The organism is Allobosea sp. 10L422 (assembly GCF_056395345.1).
Genome location: NZ_JBFTJI010000001.1, coordinates 349,004 through 369,792, shown reverse-complemented (window position 1 = coordinate 369,792; position 20,789 = coordinate 349,004). Strand labels below are relative to the sequence as shown.

Annotated in this window: 23 protein-coding genes; 18 read left to right on the top strand and 5 right to left on the bottom strand. The window is 68.0% G+C overall.

Going from position 1 to position 20,789, the window contains the following annotated elements; all coding sequences use genetic code 11:
- Positions 1 to 26: 26 nt before the first annotated feature.
- From AC1DEZ_RS01785 to AC1DEZ_RS01750, 8 genes are read left to right on the top strand one after another with little or no spacing between them, the layout of a single operon-like run.
- A complete protein-coding gene (locus tag AC1DEZ_RS01785) occupies positions 27 to 536 on the top strand; it encodes a Na+/H+ antiporter subunit E (protein ID WP_476778389.1) in 510 nt (169 codons plus the stop codon).
- Entirely contained in the window at positions 529 to 816 is a 288-nt protein-coding gene (locus tag AC1DEZ_RS01780) for a monovalent cation/H+ antiporter complex subunit F (protein ID WP_476778388.1), read from the top strand. Before AC1DEZ_RS01785 ends, AC1DEZ_RS01780 begins: the two co-directional genes overlap by 8 nt.
- Positions 813 to 1,106, top strand: a complete 294-nt coding sequence (locus AC1DEZ_RS01775) for a monovalent cation/H(+) antiporter subunit G (RefSeq protein ID WP_476778387.1) — start codon at positions 813 to 815, stop codon at positions 1,104 to 1,106. The genes AC1DEZ_RS01780 and AC1DEZ_RS01775 overlap by 4 nt, the downstream gene beginning before the upstream one ends.
- Complete coding sequence (locus AC1DEZ_RS01770; RefSeq protein WP_476778386.1) at positions 1,103 to 2,035, top strand: hydrogenase subunit MbhD domain-containing protein; 933 nt, start codon at positions 1,103 to 1,105, stop codon at positions 2,033 to 2,035. The genes AC1DEZ_RS01775 and AC1DEZ_RS01770 overlap by 4 nt, the downstream gene beginning before the upstream one ends.
- On the top strand, positions 2,032 to 2,376 hold the full coding sequence (locus AC1DEZ_RS01765) for an NADH-quinone oxidoreductase subunit K (protein ID WP_476778385.1): 345 nt from the start codon (positions 2,032 to 2,034) through the stop codon (positions 2,374 to 2,376). The genes AC1DEZ_RS01770 and AC1DEZ_RS01765 overlap by 4 nt, the downstream gene beginning before the upstream one ends.
- Complete coding sequence (locus AC1DEZ_RS01760) at positions 2,373 to 3,896, top strand: complex I subunit 5 family protein (protein ID WP_476778384.1); 1,524 nt, start codon at positions 2,373 to 2,375, stop codon at positions 3,894 to 3,896. The genes AC1DEZ_RS01765 and AC1DEZ_RS01760 overlap by 4 nt, the downstream gene beginning before the upstream one ends.
- On the top strand, positions 3,893 to 5,524 hold the full coding sequence (locus AC1DEZ_RS01755) for a complex I subunit 5 family protein (protein ID WP_476778383.1): 1,632 nt from the start codon (positions 3,893 to 3,895) through the stop codon (positions 5,522 to 5,524). The genes AC1DEZ_RS01760 and AC1DEZ_RS01755 overlap by 4 nt, the downstream gene beginning before the upstream one ends.
- Before the next feature lie 24 nt (positions 5,525 to 5,548).
- Complete coding sequence (locus AC1DEZ_RS01750) at positions 5,549 to 7,348, top strand: SLC13 family permease (protein ID WP_476778382.1); 1,800 nt, start codon at positions 5,549 to 5,551, stop codon at positions 7,346 to 7,348.
- A 21-nt stretch (positions 7,349 to 7,369) separates the two neighbouring features.
- Here the strand turns inward: AC1DEZ_RS01750 and AC1DEZ_RS01745 are convergent, their stop codons facing one another.
- The 3 genes from AC1DEZ_RS01745 to AC1DEZ_RS01735 all read right to left on the bottom strand — a co-directional run bounded on the left by AC1DEZ_RS01745 (position 7,370) and on the right by AC1DEZ_RS01735 (position 9,322).
- Positions 7,370 to 7,660 (bottom strand): GlsB/YeaQ/YmgE family stress response membrane protein, encoded by a 291-nt coding sequence (locus AC1DEZ_RS01745; protein WP_476778381.1) that lies wholly within the window; start codon positions 7,658 to 7,660, stop codon positions 7,370 to 7,372.
- 565 nt (positions 7,661 to 8,225) lie between these two features.
- Positions 8,226 to 8,525 (bottom strand): hypothetical protein, encoded by a 300-nt coding sequence (locus tag AC1DEZ_RS01740; RefSeq protein WP_476778380.1) that lies wholly within the window; start codon positions 8,523 to 8,525, stop codon positions 8,226 to 8,228.
- Complete coding sequence (locus AC1DEZ_RS01735; RefSeq protein WP_476778379.1) at positions 8,522 to 9,322, bottom strand: class I SAM-dependent methyltransferase; 801 nt, start codon at positions 9,320 to 9,322, stop codon at positions 8,522 to 8,524. The genes AC1DEZ_RS01740 and AC1DEZ_RS01735 overlap by 4 nt, the downstream gene beginning before the upstream one ends.
- Before the next feature lie 233 nt (positions 9,323 to 9,555).
- On the opposite strand from AC1DEZ_RS01735, the gene AC1DEZ_RS01730 reads away from it, so the two are divergent.
- The 10 genes from AC1DEZ_RS01730 (at position 9,556) to AC1DEZ_RS01685 (ending at position 18,520) form a co-directional block, all read left to right on the top strand.
- Positions 9,556 to 10,068, top strand: a complete 513-nt coding sequence (locus AC1DEZ_RS01730; protein WP_441513251.1) for a GAF domain-containing protein — start codon at positions 9,556 to 9,558, stop codon at positions 10,066 to 10,068.
- Positions 10,069 to 10,076: 8 nt separating this feature from the next.
- A complete protein-coding gene (locus AC1DEZ_RS01725) occupies positions 10,077 to 10,427 on the top strand; it encodes a winged helix-turn-helix domain-containing protein (RefSeq protein WP_476778378.1) in 351 nt (116 codons plus the stop codon).
- Between the two features lie 335 nt (positions 10,428 to 10,762).
- A complete protein-coding gene (gene exbB, locus AC1DEZ_RS01720; RefSeq protein WP_476778377.1) occupies positions 10,763 to 11,743 on the top strand; it encodes a tonB-system energizer ExbB in 981 nt (326 codons plus the stop codon).
- A 3-nt stretch (positions 11,744 to 11,746) separates the two neighbouring features.
- Positions 11,747 to 12,199: a TonB system transport protein ExbD gene (gene exbD, locus AC1DEZ_RS01715; protein ID WP_476778376.1), complete on the top strand. Its 453-nt coding sequence runs from the start codon at positions 11,747 to 11,749 to the stop codon at positions 12,197 to 12,199.
- The gene (locus tag AC1DEZ_RS01710) at positions 12,196 to 13,062 is read left to right on the top strand and encodes an energy transducer TonB family protein (RefSeq protein WP_476778375.1); all 867 of its coding nucleotides are present in this window, start codon (positions 12,196 to 12,198) and stop codon (positions 13,060 to 13,062) included. The genes exbD and AC1DEZ_RS01710 overlap by 4 nt, the downstream gene beginning before the upstream one ends.
- 70 nt (positions 13,063 to 13,132) lie before the next feature.
- Complete coding sequence (locus AC1DEZ_RS01705) at positions 13,133 to 13,375, top strand: hypothetical protein (RefSeq protein WP_476778374.1); 243 nt, start codon at positions 13,133 to 13,135, stop codon at positions 13,373 to 13,375.
- A gap of 387 nt (positions 13,376 to 13,762) precedes the next feature.
- Positions 13,763 to 14,968, top strand: coding sequence for an ABC transporter substrate-binding protein (locus AC1DEZ_RS01700; RefSeq protein WP_476778373.1), 1,206 nt, complete (start codon positions 13,763 to 13,765; stop codon positions 14,966 to 14,968).
- Positions 14,969 to 15,174: 206 nt separating this feature from the next.
- A complete protein-coding gene (locus AC1DEZ_RS01695) occupies positions 15,175 to 17,040 on the top strand; it encodes an ABC transporter permease (protein WP_476778767.1) in 1,866 nt (621 codons plus the stop codon).
- On the top strand, positions 17,037 to 17,810 hold the full coding sequence (locus tag AC1DEZ_RS01690; protein ID WP_476778372.1) for an ABC transporter ATP-binding protein: 774 nt from the start codon (positions 17,037 to 17,039) through the stop codon (positions 17,808 to 17,810). Before AC1DEZ_RS01695 ends, AC1DEZ_RS01690 begins: the two co-directional genes overlap by 4 nt.
- The gene (locus AC1DEZ_RS01685; RefSeq protein WP_476778371.1) at positions 17,810 to 18,520 is read left to right on the top strand and encodes an ABC transporter ATP-binding protein; all 711 of its coding nucleotides are present in this window, start codon (positions 17,810 to 17,812) and stop codon (positions 18,518 to 18,520) included. The genes AC1DEZ_RS01690 and AC1DEZ_RS01685 overlap by 1 nt, the downstream gene beginning before the upstream one ends.
- On the opposite strand, the gene AC1DEZ_RS01680 is transcribed toward AC1DEZ_RS01685, so the two are convergent.
- Both AC1DEZ_RS01680 and AC1DEZ_RS01675 read right to left on the bottom strand, forming a co-directional pair.
- Positions 18,477 to 19,034, bottom strand: a complete 558-nt coding sequence (locus AC1DEZ_RS01680) for a MarR family winged helix-turn-helix transcriptional regulator (protein ID WP_476778370.1) — start codon at positions 19,032 to 19,034, stop codon at positions 18,477 to 18,479. The two genes, AC1DEZ_RS01685 and AC1DEZ_RS01680, sit on opposite strands and share 44 nt — an antisense overlap.
- 204 nt (positions 19,035 to 19,238) lie before the next feature.
- Positions 19,239 to 20,657 carry a M20 family metallopeptidase gene (locus tag AC1DEZ_RS01675; RefSeq protein ID WP_476778369.1) on the bottom strand — a complete coding sequence of 473 codons (1,419 nt, stop codon included), beginning with the start codon at positions 20,655 to 20,657 and terminating at the stop codon, positions 19,239 to 19,241.
- Positions 20,658 to 20,789 lie beyond the last annotated feature (132 nt).

The window sequence follows — 20,789 nt, the reverse complement described above, 5'->3', positions numbered from 1 at the left end:
GCACCCACCAGAGACGGGCGGATGGAATGAAGGCGGCGGCCGCAGCCGACGACGCGCCCCTCTCGGCGCTCTTCGCCCGAGGGCTCGGGCTGCTGCTGCTTTGGGTGATCCTGATGGGACCGGCGCTCGAGGATTTGCCGGTCGGGCTGGTCGCCAGCGCCTGCGGAGTCTGGGCCAGCACGGCTCTCTGGCCGCCCGGCGGGAAGCTCTCATGGATTGGCCTCGTTGGTTTTCTGGCTCGCTTTCTCCCGCAATCCGTCGTTGCAGGTCTCGACGTGGCGCGGCGCGCCTTTGCACGCGAGCCCGACCTGCAGCCCGGTTTTGCGACCTGTCTCTTCTTGATTCCAGCCGGCCTTGCGCTCGACTCGGCCTGCGCCGTGATGAGCCTGCAACCGGGCAAGCTGCCCGTTTCCGCCGAGCCCGACGGGACGTTGCTGATCCACTGCCTCGATCTGCGCGAGGCCGTGGCCGAGCAGGTCGCCGATGACGAGGCGGCATTCCTGCGCATCCTCGGACCGGGGCGGCACGATGGCTGATTTCCTCACCGGGGCCGCGCTCTTCATCCTGGCCGTGACGGCGATAGCGCTGTTCCGCGTGCTGCGTTCCGGCATCGTTCCCGAGCGCATGATGGCCGTACAGTTGCTGGGGACCGGCGGAGCGGCGGCCCTCCTGCTGCTGGGAACTGCTTCCGGATCGGCGGCGACGAGCGATGTCGCGCTGTTGCTCGCGCTGTTCGCGGCGTTCTCCTGCGTCGCCTTCGTGCTTGGCGCCGACGGGCCGGGCGCCGGTGGGGATTCGTCGAAGGAGCGGCCGTGAGCGGCCTCGCCGACATCGTCACCGTCGTTCTCGTGATGGCGGGAGCGCTGCTCTTTCTCGCCGGCACGCTCGGCTTGCTGCGCTTCCCCGATACGTTGAGCCGGCTGCACGCCATCAGCAAGGCGGACAATCTGGGGCTCGGCTTGATCGTTCTCGGTCTCCTGCCACAGGCGGCGAGCGTCACGGGCGCGCTGAAGCTGATCTGCGTCTGGCTGCTCGCTCAGCTTTCGGCCGCGACGGCGAGCCAGCTGCTCGCGCGCGCCCTCCACCGCGACCGGGCCGAGCCATGACGCTCCTGCTCGATCTCGCGCTCGTCGCCTGGCTGCTGGGACTTGCGGTCTATGTGGTCGCGCAGCCGGATGAACGCAGCGCGATCATCGCCTTCCTCGCCTTCGGGCTCCTGCTCGGGTTGGTTTGGGTCCGGCTCGCGGCGCCGGACGTCGCGCTGACGGAAATCGCCATCGGGGGGGGCGGGACTGGCATCCTGCTGCTGCGAGCGGAAGCGGCGCTGCGCGGCCGCGGCAAGCATGAGGAGGCGATGACGCGCGCCGGCAAGCTCGCCGTGGCCGTGGGCTGCGCCGCGATCTCCGCGGGGCTCGCCTTTGCCGTGCTGACCCTGTCGGCGCCCGCTCCGACGCTGGCGCCGGCCGCTTCGGAGGCGCTGGGGACGACGGGGCTGGGCAACCCCGTCACCGCCGTATTGTTGGCCTATCGCGCGCTCGACACCCTGCTGGAGAAGGTCGTGGTGCTGCTCGCGCTGATCGGGGTCTGGTCCCTGGCGCCTGACGGTGTCTGGGGTGGCGCACCCGAGGTTAAGCCCACCGCCGTTCCGGGGCCGCTGGCCTATCTCGCGCGCATCCTGCCACCCTTCGGAATCGTGATCGGCGTCTACATGTTCTGGGTCGGGGCCGACGCGCCGGGCGGCACCTTCCAGGCCGGCACAGTCCTTGCCGCGATGTGGCTGCTGGTGATGATGGCGGGTCTCCGTCCACCGCCCGATACGGCGCGCCCGCTGCTTCGGCTTGCGCTCACGGGCGGCCCGGCCCTGTTCCTGGCGATCGCCTTTCTCGGCTTCGCTGTTGCCGACGGCTTCCTCGCCTATCCGAAAGGGCTCGCCAAGCCGCTGATCGTCGCGATCGAGGCTGCCCTCACTCTGTCCGTCGCCGCGGCGCTCGCCATGCTGGTGGCCGGCCCGGCCCGAAAGGCGCCCACACGATGACGGCGGCGCTGCAGCCCGGCATTCTGTTCGGCCTGTGCGGCGCTGCGCTCGTCGGCATCGGGCTCTTCGCCATCGTCACGAGCCCCGTCCTGCTGCGGCGGATCGTAGGCTGCAACATTCTCGGCGCGGGCATCTTCCTCGTCTTCGGCGCCGTCGCGCGGCGGGGCGCCGCCGCCGGCTTCGAAGCGGACCCGGTGCCGCAGGCTCTGGTCATCACCGGGATCGTCGTCGCCTTTTCGGCGAGTGCTCTGGCCGTTGCCCTGCTGAAGCGCCTCTCCGAGCTGAATGTGGGCGATCAGGCAGATGCCTCTGCGCCGGCCCAACGGCGGAGCGGGTCATGATGCCGCTCGTCCACACCACTTCGCCGGGTGGCTTCCTGCTGGTCCTGGCCGTGATCCTGCCGGTCTGTGCCGTGCTCGCCATCCTCGCCTGCGGGCCGCGCAGCGCGGCGCGGATCGCAATGACGACGTTTGCGGCCGGGCTCGCCCTTGCCATTGCGATCGCCGTCGAGCTGGCATCGAGCGGCGCGGCCCTGTCCTATGTCGTCGGCTCCTGGCAGCCGCCGCTCGGCATCGCACTGCGGGCCGATGGGCTTTCGGGCGCCATGCTCGTCATGACGGCGCTGGTCGTCGTCACGGTCGGCCTTTTCGCACGAACCCAGCACAAGCTTCATGAGGGCGCAGACGACGGGCGTGCGCAGACGACGTTCTGGCTGATGCTGCTCGCGCTCTGGAGTGCATTGAACGCCGTCTTCGTCGGCGAGGACCTGTTCAACCTCTACGTCGCGCTGGAACTGCTGACCTTCGCAGCGGTGCCGCTCGTCTGCCTCGACGGCCGGGCCGAAACCGTCAAAGCCGCGCTGCGCTACCTCTTGTTCGCGCTGATCGGCTCGCTGCTCTACCTGCTCGGGACCGGGCTGATCTACGGCCAGTACGGCACGCTCGACCTGCTCGCGCTCTCGCGCCTGAGCCGGCAGGATCCGGCGCTCGCGGCGGCACTGGCGCTGATGATCGTCGGCCTCCTGGCCAAGGCGGCGCTGTTCCCGCTGCATCTGTGGCTGCCGCCGGCCCATGCCGGGGCGCCCGCGCCGGCGAGCGCCGTGCTCTCGGCGCTGGTGATCAAGGCCCCGATCTTCCTGATCCTGCGGCTGGTGCTCGATGTGGCCCCGCCGCAATCGGCCGCGATCGCCGGCCAGATGCTGGCCGTCCTTGGCGCGGCCTCGATTCTGTTCTGCAGCGTCATGGCGCTCCGGCAGGCCCGGCTCAAGCTGATGATCGCCTATTCGACGGTCGCGCAGATCGGCTATCTCTTCATCGTCTTTCCACTGGCGGCCGGCAGCGCCGAGCTGCCGCCCTGGGGAACGATCGCCTGGACCGGCGGCGCGCTCCAGCTCATCTCTCACGCGCTGGCGAAGGCGGCGATGTTCCTTGCGGCCGGCGTCATCGCCGAGGCCTACGGCCATGACCGCATTGCGGATCTCGGCGGCTTCGGCCGCGTGCTGCCGCTCAGCGCGGCGGCCTTCGGCCTCGCCGGGCTGTCGCTGATGGGCATTCCGCCAAGCGGCGGCTTCGTCGCCAAATGCCTGTTGCTGACGGCGGCGGTCATTCAGGGCAATCCCTGGCTGGCCGCGACCATTCTGGCCGGCGGGCTTCTCGCTGGCGGCTACGTCTTCCGCGTGATCGACAAGGCACTCGCCGTCCCCGCCGTTCCCGTCGCGCCGCGACGCAAAGTGCCGCGCCGGCTCGAAATCGCGGCGCTGACACTGGCCGTGGCCGCCGTTCTGCTCGGATTCGTGCCGCTGCGCCCCTTCGGCTTCCTGCAGATCGGCCGCGACGGCCTCGCCACGGCGTTGGCGCCATGACTGCCGCCGGTCTCCTCCTAGCTTCGGCCCTGCTCGTGCCGCTCCTGCTTGCCGCGTGCTGCCTGTCGGCCTGGTTCCGGGCGAGGGTGCTGGCCGTGCTCGTGATTGCCCCGCTCCCCGCGCTTGCGGGGGCCATCTTCGTGCCTGAAGGCCGCTTCGCCTTTTTCCCGGCGCCGTTCCGGCTGACGCTCGTGCTCGACCAGCCCGGCGCGATCCTGCTCGGGGGAGCAGCGCTGCTCTGGAGCGCGGCCGGTGCCTACGCCGCCTCGCAGATGGCACGAGATCGGGCTGCGCCGCGCTTCGCGATCTGGTGGCTGTTGACGCTCGCAGGCAGCCTCGGCCTGTTCATCGTCGGCGATGTCGTGAACTTCTATCTGCTGTTCACGCTGGCGAGCCTCGCGGCCTATGGCCTGATCATCCATGAGCAGAGCGCTGCCGCACACCGGGCCGGCGTCATCTATGTCGTGCTGGCGCTGCTGGCGGAGGCGTTCCTGCTGATCGCGCTGGTGATGCTGGCGGCAGGCCATCCCGACGCCAACCCGCAGATCCGCAGCGTCGTCGCCGATCTCTCGGCCAATCCGATGCGGGACGGCATCGTCGCGCTGTTCGTCCTCGGCTTCGCGCTGAAGATGGGGCTGGTGCCGCTGCATGTCTGGCTACCGCTGGCGCATCCGGCGGCGCCGACCCCGGCCTCGGCGGTGCTGAGCGGCGTCGTGGTCAAGGCCGGCGTGATCGGGCTGATCCGCTTCCTGCCCTTCGAGGCCGGGATGCCGTTCGCGGGTGCCGTCCTGATCGGCGCGGGCCTCGTCACAGCCTATTACGGTGCCATGCTCGGCATCACCCAGCGGCGCGCCAAGACGGTGCTGGCCTATTCCACCGTGAGCCAGATGGGGCTGCTCGCCGTGCTGCTCGGCATCGGCCTCGACACGGCCGACCCGGCCGCCACCCATCTGACGGCCTACTACGTCGTCCACCACACACTGGTGAAGGGCGCGCTCTTTCTCGGCATCGGCATCCTCGCCGCAACCGGCGGGCGTCGGCTGACGCCTGTTCTGCTGCTGACGGCCGTGCTGGCGCTGAGCCTCGGCGGCCTGCCGCTGACCAGCGGGGCGCTGGCCAAGCTCGCGACCAAGCCGATGCTCGGCTATGGCTGGCTCGCCGGCGCGATGACGCTCGCCGCCGCGGGCAGCACCGCGCTGATGGTGCATTTCCTGCTGATCCTCCGCCGCGACACGCTCGACAACCCTGTCGGATCGCCGCCGCTCGGGCAGCTCCTGCCCTGGCTCGTCGTGCTGGCCGCCTCGCTCGTCATCCCCTGGTCGCTCTATCCGGCCGTGTCCGGCGAACCCATCGCCAGCCTGCTCGAGCCCGAGGCGCTCTGGAAGGTGAGCTGGCCGATGCTGCTGGGCGCGGCGGTGATGCTCTTCGTCGACCGCTGGCCGCAACGCCTGGGCAGGATTCCGGAGGGAGACATCGTCGTCCTCGCGCAAAAGGGCGGCCCGTTGGTTCGTGGCATCTCGAACCGCATCGGAGAAATCGATGTGCATCTCCGGCGCTGGCCCGCAGCCGGGTTGGGGCTGATCGCCCTTGCCATCCTGCTCGGCGGCGCTTTGATGCTCAGGACCTGACGAAGGCCTGCAGGAGACCGCCGCGTGACACCGATCGAAAGTACCGCCGTCGTCACCGTGGCTGCGATCGTGCTGTTCACCTGGAACAGGCTTCCGGTCGTCGTGGTCGCGATCGGGGCGGCGCTGGCGCTCTGGGCCACGGGCGTGGTGACGCTCGAGCAGGCTTTCGCCGGCTTCGGCGACCGCGCCGCACTCTTCGTCGCCAGCCTCTTCATCATCAGCGCGGCGCTGGACAAGACCGGCGTGACCGCCTGGGCGGGGCAATATCTGATCGCCAAGGCTGGCAGCGATGGGCAGACGCGTCTGCTGATCATCATCATGGTCGCGGCCGGCTGTCTCAGCGCGCTCATCAGCGGCAGCGGCTCGGTCGCAGCCCTCATGCCGGTGGCGGTCATGGCCGCGGTGCGGCTGCGCCAGTCGCCGGCCCAGCTCCTGATGCCGCTCGCCTTCGCCTCCCATGCCGGCTCCAACCTGCTGCTGACCGGAGCGCCCAAGAACATCCTGGTGTCCGAGGCGCTGGAGGATGCCGGCCTGCAGGGATTCGCTTTTGCCGAGTTCGCGCTCGTCGGCCTGCCGCTGCTGGCGGGCACGATGGCGATCATCCTGCTGCTGGGCAAGCGCCTGCTGCCGCAGCAGAGCAGCGCGCGGCTGCCGGCCGATTTTAGCCGGCACGCTCAGACTCTCGTTGAGCATTATGGGTTAAGCGACGGGATTTTCAGGCTGCGCGTGCGCTCGACCTCCTCCTATATCGGTGTCAGCCCGCTCGAGGTCGATCTCAACGCGGACGGGCGGCTCAGCCTGATGGCCGTGCAGGCGGGAGCTTCCGGCATACCGTTGCGGGCGCCGGCCATTTCCGAGGGGGACTATCTCCTCGTGCGCGGCGATGCGGAGGCCGTCGCGACGCTGGCAGCCGACAAGCATCTCGCCCTGCGCGACGACCCTGCTCAGAAAGGCTTGTTCAGCCGCCGCTCGGGGCTGGCGGAGGTGGTGATTCCGCCGCGCTCGGCACTGATCGGCCGTGCGCTCTTTCCAGGAATGGTGACGGACAGTGGCGATCTCGTCGTGCTGGCCGTCCAGCGCGCGGGGGTCGATCTGGAGCCGGGCGATGCTCTCTTGGCCGGCGATACGCTGCTGCTCGAAGGCAGTTGGGAAGCGCTCGATCTCCAGCTCGACGATCCCGACGTGCTCGTCGTCAACTCGCCCGACCTCGTCCGGCGCCAGGCCGTGCCGATGGGCGCGGGCGCCGGAGTGGCGCTGGCGGTGTTGACCTGCCTCGTCGCCGCGCTCGCGACGGGTATCCTGCCGCCGGCCGTCGCCGGGCTGCTCGGTGCCGGGGCCCTTATCGCCGCCGGCATCATGACCGTCGAGCAGGCTTACCGTGCGATCAACTGGACGACGGTGATCCTGATCGCGGCGATGATGCCGCTCTCCACAGCGATGGTGCAGTCGGGCGCGGCCAAGGTCGTGGCCGACCATCTCGTGGCTCTGACGGGCGGGGCAGGGCCTATCGTCTTCCTCGCCGGTCTCTTCGTGCTGACGGCGAGCCTCGGCCAGGTCATGAGCAACACCGCGACGACGATGCTGGTCATTCCGATCGCAATGGCCGCCGCCGCCGGCATGGGCGTATCGCCGCGGCCGGTGCTGATGAGCCTGTGCGTCGCCGGCTCGGCCTCGTTCCTGACGCCGATCGCGACGGCGACCAACATGATGGTCATGGGGCCGGGCGGCTACAGCTTCAACAGCTACTGGAAGCTCGGCACACCGCTGATGCTCTGGTTCTTCGTAATGGCGGTCTTTTACGTACCGCTGATCTGGCGGTTCTGAAGGGTTGCCGGCGCCTCGGCCTCAGGCCGAAGGCCCTTCGAAGCGCTTCCAGCTCCAGAGGGCGACGAGCACGATCAGGGACCCGACGAAGGCGGCGATCACATCCCTGAGCGAAATCGCGATGTTGTCGAGACCCGGCAGGATCTGAAACCAGCGGAAGAGGAGGCCGCCGACCACGGCGCCCGCCAGACCCACGGCGAGATTCCGCAGGAGGCCGAAGCCGCGCTTGTCCCATTTGATCGTGAGGCCGGCGAGGCCGCCGCCGATCACCCCGATGATGATCCAGACAATCACATGATCGAGCGTCTGCATGTTTCCCCCAAGTCGCGATCGATGGCGGGACGACCTTCGCTCTGGCCGCCCGCAGAAACAATGCTAGAGCATCGCCGCACGTCCTCGATACGCGGAAATGCTCTAGTTCTTTGTTTTACGGCATTTTCTTTACGCGAAGCGATACCCGCTAGGCTCGAAACGCTCTAGAACGAGACCCAGTGGCACCGGCGAACAGGCCTTCCCCACCGATCCCAATGGGTCCGGCAAACCCGCCGACGGCGGCGATAATGGCGGTGCCAGTGCCGATAGTGATGCCGGCGGTGGACGGGGTGGCCCCTGCGATTCTGGGACCAGTCGATCGGTGTCCCGTCCGGCAGCCTGAGTTCCTGATCCGGCGATGGCGTCGGCTGCCGCGGCGCCGCTTCGGCCTCGCGGGCCGGCAGGGCCAGGGCGGAGCCCGTTGCAAGGGCAAGCAATCCGAGCAGAAATGAACGTCGTTCCATGGGATACGCTCCAGACTGGCTTCGGAAATGGCAATGTAGGGCGTCCGAAGAGCGGGGCCAACATCTTCGGCACCTTGCAGGGCCGCTTTCAAACCATGTCGTTACCGGAACATCTTGGTCAGGATCGCCGCGGCATGCCGCAGTGCGACGTCGCCGGTGCCGAAATGGAGCGAGAAGCCCAGCACCGCAGCGGCGACGGAAACGAAACCAGCCCCGCAGGATGACGGCACGCGCGAAGGCAGCAGGGCGACCATGTCCGAGCCGTGCAGCCGTGTCTGGACCATCTGGAAATTCGGCACGACGAAGCCGACGCGCCGCGTCAGGCCGCGGCTGACGAGTTTCGCCTCGGGAGCGATGGATCGCGGAAACGCCTGCACCCCGCCAGAAAGTCGCTGAGTCACGGCCGCGCGACGACGAGGCGCAGCGAACCTTCGAAGCTCGGCTGGCTGCGCAGGAAGCCGTAGCACGAATCCCAGGCTCCGGATTCGAGGTCGCCCTGCAGATGGGCAATCGAGGCGGCGCTCTCGGCTTCGCTGACGAAGCTCCAGGCTGAGCAGGCCGAACGAGCGCCCGGCTCCAGGAAGAGTTCCGGCCGGCCGTAATAGGCCTCGTTGAAGCCGTCGCGGCAGGCGAGGGGGATCGGCACCGCGACGATCTCGACATCGCCGCCCAGGACCTTGCCGATATGGCCGAGCGAGGGATAGCGCCGCGCCTCCGTCGCCAGAACCTTGGGGGCATAGTGGTTGAGCCAGAAAGCCTCGACCAGCTCCGGGTCGCAGGAGAGGATGACGACGGGGCCGCGGGTCACGCGGCGCATCTCGCGCAGGCCGGCATCGAGATCCTGCCATTGATGCACGGTGAAGGTCGCCATGCTCGCGTCGAAGGCTTTGTCGGGAAAGGGCAGATTCGCGGCTGTCGCATCGATCGCCACGGCAATATCGGCCGGCCGCTGCGCCCGCATCGAGGCGGAAGGCTCGACCGCCGTGACGTCGCGGTTGCGCGGCTCATAGGAGCCTGCGCCGGCCCCGACATTGAGGATGCGACCGGCCGGGCCGAGCGCGCTCTCGATCAGCGCGGCGATAGCCGGCTCCGGTTGCCGATAGGAGGCATAGCCCTGGCCGATCCGGCCGTAATCGGCATCTCCCGCGCTGCCATCGGCGCGGCGCAGGCTGGTGGCGGCATTGAGGTCAGTGGTCATTCAGGGCCTCCGAGGCCATGGATTGCCAGAACGGCAGGATATGGTCCCGCGTCAGCAGGGCGGTCGCAATGCGCAGCCGCCGGGTCGTCCCGATCAAAGGTCGATTCCCTTTCAGATGGCGCGGGGGAGGATTGCCATGACGCGCGCTCCTTCGGAAAGGGCTTTGGCGCCGGCCTGTCGATGGTGGTAGGACAGCCATCGGACTTCAAAGCCCTTCAGCGAGACGCAGGACCATGTTCGAGGCACAGCGCATCGACACGACCGACAAGGCCGCATTCTATGACGAGCTGACGACGCAGCTCGAAGCCCTGCTCACCGGGGAGAGCGACCCGATCGCCAACGCGGCCAACACCTCGGCGCTGCTCTACCAGATGATGCCGGAGCTGAACTGGGCCGGTTTCTATCTGATGCGGAACGGGGAACTCGTACTCGGGCCCTTCCAGGGCAAGCCGGCCTGCGTGCGTATTCCCGTCGGGAAGGGCGTCTGCGGAGCCGCAGTCGAGCGCCGTGCCTCGGTTCTCGTCGAGGATGTCCATGCTTTTCCCGGCCATATCGCCTGCGATTCGGCCTCCCGCTCGGAGCTTGTCGTCCCGCTGATCGGCCGTGACGGCGTCATCGGCGTCATCGATCTCGACAGCCCCTCGGTCGCGCGTTTCGACGCCGCCGATCAGGCCGGGATCGAGCGCATCGCCGCGATCTATCTTGCCGCCTGCGGCGAGGGCGCCCGTCTCGCCAAAGCTTCCTGAGCCGAGCGGTGCCCTCGCTTAGCCTGCGCATCCAGCTCGATCCCGAGGGGCGGATAGGCCCCGGCAAGATCGAGCTGCTCGAGCAGATCGCGGCGCAGGGCTCTATCTCGGCTGCGGGCAGGGCGATGGCGATGTCCTATCGGCGGGCCTGGGAACTGGTCGAGGAGCTGAATACCCTGTTTGGCAAGCCTGTCGTCGAGCGCCAGACCGGCGGCCGCAATGGCGGCGGAGCCCGCGTGACCGATCTCGGTCAGGCCCTGATCACGCGCTTCCGGGCCGTCGAGCAGGCCGCTACCGCAGCCGCAAGCGAACACCTTGCCGCGCTTCAGGCCGAGATCGACCGGCCGACGAATTCCTGAAGCGCAAGCCGGCGCCCGGCCTCGCATCCATCGAAGAACGGATATGCGGAAACGTCCGGGCCGGTTTGGGCGCCGGAAAGACGACTGCGCACAGACACAGCTCTAAGCTGGTCAGCCTTGACATCCGCAGCCTATTCGAACAGGCGTATCGCATATGCAGAATGAGTTCTGCAGGTCTTTTTTGTAATTTTTCTAATGAGGAAGCGGTGGAGTCTAAGTATTCGGAATGATCTCTTGGCACGAAGCCAATGGCCGTGTGCAGAGAGCGCAAACCGGAAGACTCCGAGCCGGCAGCAGCTGGGTAAGCTTACCTCCAGCGAAGACTGGACTTGGTTATGATGCGTGCGTTTCGTCTGGCTCTCGTCGCAGCGGGTCTCTCGGCGCTGTCCGGGCTTGCCGTCCACGCTCAGGAGGCTCCTGCTGCTCAGGTCCAGTCGGCCACCCCGACCAATCCGCTGCCCGCGGTTCCGCCTCAGTTCGGCATCAATCCGCCAAGCACCGCGCATCCGCCGCTGACGACGGAGGCTCCATCGGCGCCCACTGCCGCGCCGGCTGTGGCAGCGGTGCTGCCGCACGACCTGTCGCCCTGGGGCATGTTCATGGCTGCCGACATCGTCGTGAAGGCCGTGATGCTCGGCCTCGCCTTCGCCTCGCTGGTCACCTGGACGATCTGGCTCGCGAAGGCGATGGAACTCGCCGGCGCGAAGGCCGCGGCCGGCCGGGCACTGCGCCGTATCGAGGCGGCGGACAGTCTCGGCGCTGCGGCCAGCGCTGCAGCTTCGAAGAGCGGCAAGCTGCGCGGCGCCGTCGGCGAACTCCTCACGGCCGCGCTCTCCGAGACCCGGCGCTCGGCCGATCTCGGTGAGGACGGCACCAAGGAGCGCGTCGCCATCGCCCTGTCGCGGATCGAGGCCCGTGCCGGCCGCTCCATGGCGCGCGGAACAGGACTGCTCGCGACCATCGGCTCGACGGCACCTTTCGTCGGCCTGTTCGGCACGGTCTGGGGCATCATGAACGCGTTCATCGGCATCAGCCAGGCGAAGACGACCAATCTCGCCGTGGTGGCGCCCGGCATCGCCGAGGCGCTGCTGGCGACCGCGATCGGCCTCGTCGCGGCGATCCCCGCCGTCATCATCTACAACGTTTTCGCCCGTGCGATCACCGGCTATCGCGCCACGCTTTCGGATGCTTCCGGCGAGATCCTGCGTCATCTCTCGCGCGATCTCGAGCGGCGCCATCGCGCCGTCGTGGCCACTCCCCGTTCGGCCTCCTCCTCGGCGGCGGCAGCCGCATCCGCGCTCGTGCCGGTGGAGTGAGCCATGGCCATTTCCCTCAAGGACCCACAGGACGGCGATCTCAACGAAGTCAGTGACATCAACGTCACGCCCTTCATCGACGTGATCCTGGTTCTGCTGATCATCTTCATGGTCGCAGCACCGCTCTCGACCGTCGACGTCGCTGTCGATCTGCCGGTGTCGAATGCGCAGCCGCAGCCCCGGCCGGACACGCCCGTCTTCCTCACCGTCAAGGGCGATCTCTCGCTGGCGTTGGGGAACGACTCCTTGTCCCGCGAGGCGCTGCAGGCCGCGCTCGACCAGCGCACGAACCGGGACCGCGAGCAGCGCGTATTTCTCCGCGCCGACGGCACCGTCGCCTATCGTGAGCTGATGGAGGTGATGAACCTGCTGCGTAACGCCGGCTATCTCAAGATCGCTCTCGTCGGCCTCGAGGATACCGGACAGGGCGCCGCCCCATCGGGGGCCAAGCCATGAGCCTGGAACGCCGCTCCCTGTCGCGCTTTGCCCCGGCCGCGCTGCGCTGGAGCGTGGCGGCGCTCGTCGTCGCGAGTGCCCATGGTACGGCTGGCTGGGTCGCGGCGAACTGGCAGCGCGCCGAGGCTGCGATGGGCTCGCCTCCTGCCGCCGTCATGATCGAGCTTGCGCCGCTCGCCGTCGCGCCCGCTTCGGCACAGCAGGATATCGCGCCGGGGCCGGAGATGGTCGAGGCGCAGCCCGAGCCTGAGCCGCCGACGCCAGAGCCTGTCGAGCAGCCCAAGGAGCCAGAGCCGCCGCCGCCGGAGCCCGAGCCGGTCGCGATTCCGGAACCCGAGATCAAGATTCCAGAACTGCCGCCGCTGCCTGACGCTGCCGCCGTGCTGACGCCACCGCCGAAGGAGCAGCCGAAGCTGCCGGAGGTGAAGCCGAAGCCCAAGCCCAAGCCCAAGCCGAAAGTGGTCGAGCGGCGCAAGCCGGTGAACCCGGACAAGCCGAAGGCGGAGCAGACCACGGCGCCGATCGCACAGGCGCAGGCCGCCCTGCAGGCCGCGGCGCCTGCCTCGGGTGCCTCGACCGCTGCGCCGGCCGCCAATGCCAGCTGGCGGGGCTCGTTGATCGCCCATCTCAACCGCTTCAAGCGCTTCCCGAACGGCGCCAGTCCCGGTACCGTGCAGGTCGCGTTCAGCATTGACCGGGGCGGCCGGGTCCTGTCGGCGCGGCTGGTCCGTGGCTCTGGTGATGCGGCTCTGGACGAGGAGGCGGTCGCAATGATCAGGCGGGCGAGCCCCGTGCCGGCGCCGCCGGACGGGATCGGTGGCAGCGCGATCGCGCTTGCGGTGCCCGTCCGGTTCTCGCGCTGAGGTAGATGGGGAACCCGGACGCCATTTGCGCGTCGTCGCGTTCGCAGCCAGTGCGCAAAGGAGACGCGCCATGGATATCGGAAAGCTCGCAGCCGGCGCTCTTCTGGCGGTCGCCTGCAGCGGCTGCGTAACGGAAGCCGAGCTGCGCGCGGCAGACGAGGCGCGCTGCCACTCATTCGGCTTCCGCACATCGAGCGAAGGCTTTGCGAACTGCCTGCTCCAGCTCGATCTCAATCGCGCCGCGGATCGGCGTGCCCGCTTCGACCGATACGATGCACCGCCCGGTTGGTATTACGGCCGCAATTGGTGGTGAGCTAACCACCTTCCAGACAAGAAAAAAGGGCCACGCCCGAAAGCGCAGCCCAAGTCTAGGGAGGAAACGCCCAAGGAGGGCGACGCAACATCTCTGCTGCGCTGCGCACTAGATAGGAGCGTCACCTCGCTCCCGCAAGAGGAAAAGGACAGCAGCACTGACTTATTTTTCAGCGGCCATTAATCTCTTGATATCAAAAAGTTTTCTTGAAATTTGCGGCGGCGGCGATGAGTTTCTCGGCAGTCCTGCTTCTGCTGCATTGCCGAGACGCTGTTGACAATCGGCCGGTATCGATTTTCATATGCATACAAATGAATCCGCTCCTGCCGCATCGCGTGGCGGGTGGTATCGGCGCGCAACGCGGCCGAAGCGGGCGAGGATAGCCTGATGCAGATCGATCGTCGCAGTTTCATCGCCGGCGTCGCCGCCGTCGGGGCTCCCGGCTTGGTGCGCGCCCAGGGGGCCGGGCCGATCCGCATCGGCGAGATCAACTCCTATACCGCCCAGCCGGCCTTCCTGAAACCCTATCGGCAGGCCTGGGAACTGGCGCAGGAGCAGATCAACGCCGCGGGCGGCGTGCTCGGCCGCAAGCTCGAGACCGTCGTCCGCGACGATGCCGGCAAGCCCGAGGATGCGGTGCGCCACGCCGCCGACCTTGCCACGGCCGAGAAGGTCGACATCATCGCCGGCGGCTTCCTCTCCAATGTCGGCCTGGCGCTCGCCGACTACGCCAACCAGAACAAGCGGCTCTACGTCGCCTCCGAACCGCTGGCCGACGCGCTCGTCTGGTCGAAGGGCAACCGCTACACCTTCCGCTTGCGACCCTCGACCTACATGCAGGCGGCGATGCTGGTGGAGGAGGCGGCGAAGCTCCCGGCGAAGAAATGGGCGATCGTCGCTCCCAACTACGAATACGGCCAGTCGGCCGTGAAATGGTTCAAGGAGCTGCTCCTCAAGGCGCGCCCCGACGTGACCTTCGTCGCCGAGCAGTTTCCGGCGCTCGGCCGGATCGATGCCGGCGCCACCGTCCAGGCGCTGGAAGCCGCGAAGCCCGAGGCGATCTTCAACGTCACCTTCGCGGTCGACCTCGCCAATTTCGTCCGCGCCGGCAATACGCGCGGCCTGTTCGAGGGGCGCCAGGTCGTCTCGATGCTGACCGGCGAGCCCGAATATCTCGACACGCTCGGCGCCGAGACGCCGGAAGGCTGGATCATCACCGGCTATCCCCATGCCGACCTGCAGACGCCGGAGCACGTCAAGTTCCGCGACGCCTACAAGGCGAAGTACAACGACTATCCCCGCCTGGGATCGGTCGTCGGCTACGAGACGGTGCAGGCCATCGCTGCGGCGCTGGCGAAGGCCGGCTCGACGGACAACGAGAAGCTCGTCGACGCCTTCGAGGGGCTGAAGATGACCTCGGCCTTCGGCCCGATCGAGTTCCGCAAGATCGACCACCAATCGACGCTCGGCGCCTATGTCGGCAAGAGCGCGCTCCGGAACGGCAAGGGCGTGATGGTCGACTGGAGCTATCGCGACGGCGCCAAGTACCTGCCGAGCGACGACGAGGTCCGCAAGCTGCGGCCGGCGGTCTGAGGGCGTTGAAAATCAGCGCGTCATGCTCGGGCTTGACCCGAGCATCTCTTGACGCATGAGGCTCCCGAGCCTCTTTCGGCGGACGATTCTCGGGTCTACGCTGCGCTTCGCCCGAGAATGACGGAGCGAAGCGCCGGCATCACCGGATGCCACCACCGCTAAGATCCCCACCGTCTGAGACCTATCGCTTTGCCCGAGACGACATGCTGGATCTCGTCCTCACCCAGACCCTGAACGGCCTGGCTTCGGCGTCGTCGCTCTTCCTGGTGGCGTGCGGGCTGTCGATCATCTTCGGCGTCACGCGCATCGTGAACTTCGCCCATGGCTCGCTCTACATGCTGGGCGGATATCTCGCCTGGACGCTGGTGACTTGGTTCGGCCCGGCTGATCCCTTGGGCTTCTGGGGCGGCGTGATCCTGGCCGTGCTGCTCACCGGCGTCGTCGGCGTGCTGATCGAGGTCACGATCCTCAGGCGGATCTATCAGGCGCCCGAGCTGTTCCAACTGCTCGCGACCTTCGGCGTCGTGCTGATGCTGCAGGACATCGCGCTGGCGACATGGGGCCCCGAGGACAAACTCGGCCCGCGCGCACCGGGTTTCCGCAGTTTCGTCATCCTGTTCGACAACCGTTTCCCGAGCTACGATCTGCTTCTGATCGCGGTCGGCCCGGTCGTGCTCGGCTTGATCTGGCTGCTGTTCCATCGCACACGCTGGGGCGTGCTGATCCGGGCCGCGACTGAAGATCGCGAGATGGTCAGCGCGCTCGGCGTCAACCAGCGCCTGCTCTTCACCTCGGTCTTTGCCTTTGGCGCCGCGCTGGCGGGGCTTGGCGGCGCCCTCCAGCTCCCGCGCGAGGCGATCAACCTGCATATGGATCTGTCGATGATCGCGGAGGCCTTCGTCGTCGTGGTTGTCGGCGGGCTCGGCAGCGTGACCGGAGCCTATCTCGCCGCCGTGCTGATCGGCGTGCTCCACGCCTTCGGCATCCTGATTCTCCCCAAGATCACGCTGGTGCTGGTCTTCCTGGTGATGGCGGTGGTGCTGATCGCCAGGCCCCACGGCTTGCTCGGCAAAGCCGGCGCCGAGCCGCGCGGCCATGCCGGCCAGCTCTTCCTGCTGCGCCCGGCCGATGGCGCGGCCAAGCTGTTTGGCACTGTCGCGCTTGCCCTGCTGGTCATCGCGCCGCTCGTCGTGCCCGATCATTTCGTCCTGACGCTGACCGATCTGGTGATCTTCGCGGTCTTCGCCGCCTCGCTGCATCTGCTGATGGGGCCGGGCGGCATCATCTCATTCGGCCATGCCGCCTATTTCGGCCTCGGGGCCTATGGCGCGGCGCTGGCGGTAAAATGGCTGGGCGCATCGATGGAGTCTGCGCTCGTCTTCGCGCCCGTGATGGCCGGCGTCGCCGGGGCGATCTTCGGCTGGTTCTGCGTGCGGCTCTCGGGCGTCTACTTGGCCATGCTGACGCTGGCCTTCGCCCAGATCGCCTGGGCGACAGCCTTCCAATGGGTGGATCTGACCGGCGGCGATAACGGCATTCTCGGCGTTTGGCCCTCGGCGTGGGCAGTCTCGAAGACCGCGTTCTACTATCTCGCACTGACCACCGCCGTGCTTGTGATCCTGACCCTGCGCCTCATCATCTTCGCACCCTTCGGCTACGCCCTGCGCGCCGGCCGCGACAGCCCCTTGCGGGCGGAGGCGATCGGCCTTGATGTCGGGCGCTTGCAATGGGCCGCCTTCGTCATCGCCGCGATCGCGGCTGGCATCGCCGGCGGGCTCTTCGCCTTCTCTAAGGGCTCGGTCTTCCCGACCTATATGGCGATCCCGCGCTCGGTCGACGCGCTGCTGATGGTGTTGCTCGGCGGCGTGCAGACGGTTGCCGGGCCGGTCGTCGGCGCCTTCGCCTATATGGGGCTGAACGAACAGCTCGCGAAGGTGACCGCCTATTGGCGCTTCGGCCTCGGGCTGTCGATCGTGCTGCTGGTGGTCCTGTTCCCGCGCGGCTTGGTGGGCACCTGGCTGTTCTGGCGCGCTAGGCGGGACAGCGCGGCGCAAGCGACCGTGGCGGCATGACCGCACCCATGGCCCCCGTGCTGGAAGCACGCGACCTCGCCCGATCCTTCGGCGGGGTGAAAGCAGTCGATGGGGTGTCCTTCTCGGTCGCGGCCGGGCGGCTGGTCGCGCTGATCGGCCCCAACGGCGCCGGCAAGACGACCTGCTTCAACATGCTGAACGGGCAGCTCAAGCCCGACCGCGGCGAGGTCCTTATCGCTGGCCAGCCGATCACCGGGCTTGAGCCGCGCAAGATCTGGCGCCTCGGCGTCGGCCGCACCTTCCAGATCACCGCGACCTTCGCCTCGATGACAGTGCGCGAGAACGTCCAGATGGCGCTGATTTCACATGCCGGCGAAAGCTGGCGACTCTTCGGCCGCGCCAACGGGCGCCACAGTGAGGCGGCGGACGCGCTGCTTGATCAGGTCGGCATGATCAAGCAGGCGGAGCGCGCCTGCGGCGTGCTGGCCTATGGCGACCTGAAGCGCGTCGAGCTTGCGGTCGCGCTCGCCAATGCGCCAAAACTCCTGCTGATGGACGAGCCGACCGCCGGCATGGCGCCGCAGGAGCGCATCGCGCTGATGGCGCTCACCGCCCGCATCGCCAGGGAGCGCGGCATCGCCGTGCTGTTCACAGAGCACGACATGGATGTCGTCTTCGCCCATGCCGACCGCGTGCTGGTGCTCGACCGCGGCCGGCTGATCGCAGCCGGGACCAGCGCCGAGGTCCGCAATGACCGCCAAGTGCGCGCCGTCTATCTCGGCTCCGGCGCGACTTCGGGAGGCCACTAATGGCGGCGCTCCTCGAACTCGCCGGCGTCGAGGCCTGGTATGGCCGCGCCAAGATCCTGCACGGCGTCGGCTTTTCGGTGGGACAGGGCGAGGTCGTCGCGCTGATGGGGCGCAACGGCGCCGGCAAGTCGACGACGATGAAGACGGTGATGGGGCTGGTGCCGCAGCCGCAGGGTTCGATCCGCTTCGAAGGCAAGGAGATCGCCGGGCGCGAGCCCTTCGCCATCGCCCGGCTCGGCGTCGGCTATGTGCCGGAAGACCGGCGCGTCTTCTCCGAGCTGACGGTGATGGAGAATCTCGAAGTCGGCCGCCAGCCGGCGCGGGCGGGTGCGCCGCACTGGACGCCGGAGCGGCTTTTCAACCTCTTCCCGAATCTCGGCCGCATGCGCGATCGGCCGGGCGGCGCGATGTCCGGCGGCGAGCAGCAGATGCTGACCATCGCCCGCACGCTGATGGGCAATCCGCGCTTGCTCCTGCTCGACGAACCCTCGGAGGGGTTGGCGCCGGTCATCGTTGAGGCGATGGCGGAGACCATTCGCGTGCTGAAAGGCGAGGGGCTTTCGGTCTTGCTTTCCGAGCAGAACCTGCATTTCGCCGGCAGCATCGCCGACCGCGCCGTCATCATCGAGAAGGGGCTGATCCGCTTCGACGATACGATGGCCGATCTCAAGACCGACGAGGCGGCGCGGAGCCAGTATCTGGCGGTTTGAAGCCGGCGAGCAGGCGCCGCATCACGTCGAGCAGCGGCTCGACCTCCTGCTCCGCCATCGGGTCCAGCGCCGCGATGGTGATCGCCTTGGCGCGCCCGACATATTCCGGCAGCAGCTCGCGGCCGCGCTGGCCGAGCTGCACCAGCACGCGCCGCTTGTCGTCGGGATCGTGCAGGCGCTCAACCAGCCCGCGCTCGGCAAGGCGCGTCACCACGCCCCGGATGGTCGCGGGGTCCATCGCCGTCATGCGGCCGAGCTGATTCTGGGAGATGCGTCCATCGGCGGCGAGGCGGCACAATACCGCGAATTGCGGTGGCGTTGGCCCATCCTGGCCCATCATCTCGAGGAACATCGCGACATAGCGCTGCTGCATCTGCCGCAGCAGGAAGCCGAACTGCTCGTCCAGCACATAGCCGGCGAGATCGACCGGTTCGGGAGTGGCGGAATCAGCCTGACCACTGGCCGAGCGATGATGCCGGCCGAGCCCGTCTTCCGATTCCTCTGTGCGATCCATGCTGGCTCCGGGCGGCGATTCTGCCGGCTGGCCGGCAGGGGTCATTGTCCCGGATCATATGTATTCATTCAATCGCGCAGGCTAGCACAGCCGTCATGCTCGGGCTTGACCCGAGCATCTCATGAAGGAAGGGCGCATCCATCGGTGCGAGATTCTCGGGTCACCGCTGCGCGGCGCCCGAGAATGACGGCAAGCCCGTCGCTATCAGCCCAGCGACATCGTCAGCGGCGGCTTGACCTCGGGCGGCAGCGGCGAGGTGTAGCCTTCCTTGCCGAGGCGCGCCTTGTGATCGGCCTTGGCGGCTTCCATCAGGGCGGGGTCGCTGAGCACGGCGGCGCCGGTCGCAGCCATCGCCTTGGCGACATGGACCATCGCCTTGTGCGCGGCCGGCGACTTGCCCTGCGCCACCACCTGCCAAGTGTGGAACGGCGTGCCCATCGCGACGGTCGGCGCATGGGCCTGCACGGTCGGCACCGCCCAGCTCACATCGCCGATATCGGTCGAGCCGATGGCCGGGTTGCGCTTGGCATCGCGCGGCACGAGGAAGTCGGCGAGCGGCGCGCCGCTATCCGGCATGCCGACGGTGCGCCAGATCGAGGCGATCTCCTGCGGCGAGAGCGTGCCGCGAATCTTCTCGGCATAGGCCTTGTCGGCGTCGTCGAAATGCGGCGCGCCGAGATCCTCCATCACCTTGTGCATGGCTTCTTCGAGCGGCGTGTTGGCGACGAGGTCGGAGACGGCGCTGACGATCCGCATCTCCATCTTGGTTTCCGTCATCAACGCAGCGCCTTCCGCGATCTTCTTCACGCGCTGCACGAGTTCCAACATGCCGCGCAGGTCACGCGCACGGATCGAGTAGCGGACGCGCGCATGGGCCTGCACGACGTTCGGCGCGATGCCGCCAGTGTCGAGCAGCGCGTAGTGGACGCGCGCATCGGACGGCATGTGCTCGCGCATATAGTTCACGCCGACATTCATCAATTCGACGGCGTCGAGCGCCGAGCGGCCGAGATGGGGCGCCGCCGCCGCGTGCGAGGCGCGGCCGGTGAAGACGAAATCGGCGCGGGTATTGGCCAGCGCCAGAGCCGGGGCGACCTCCCAGAAGCTCGACGGGTGCCAGCTGATGGCGACATCGGCGTCGTCGAAGGCGCCGGCGCGGACCATGAAGGCCTTGGCGGCGCCGCCTTCCTCGGCCGGGCAGCCATAATAGCGCACGCGGCCGGGAATCTTGTTCTCGGCCAGCCAGTCCTTCATCGCGACGGCAGCGAGCATCGCGGCGGAGCCGAGCAGGTTGTGACCGCAGCCATGGCCATGGCCGTTGGTCTCGATTTCCTTGTGCTCGGCGAGGCCAGCTTCCTGCGAGAGGCCGGGCAGGGCGTCGTATTCGCCGAGGAAGGCGATGACCGGGCCGCCTTCGCCGGCCTCGCCGATCACGGCGGTCGGGATATCCGCGACATTCTCGGTGATCTTGAAGCCCTGGTGCTTCAGCTCGGCGATATGCTCGGCGACCGAGCGCTTCTCGGTGTAGCACACCTCCGGCATGCCCCAGACCCGGTCGCTCAGCGCGATCAGTCGCTCCTTGTTCGCATCGACATGCCGCCAGAGATCGTTTCGATTGTCCATTGTCGTTCCGCCTGGAGAACGCCTGGGCGCTCCCCGTCTTTCGTTGAGAGGCGGATTCCCCGACGGGGCCGATGCAGCCGGGCCGGACCCGCCTCTGGTGGGCAGCGGCATATGAGCAATCTCGGCCGGCGC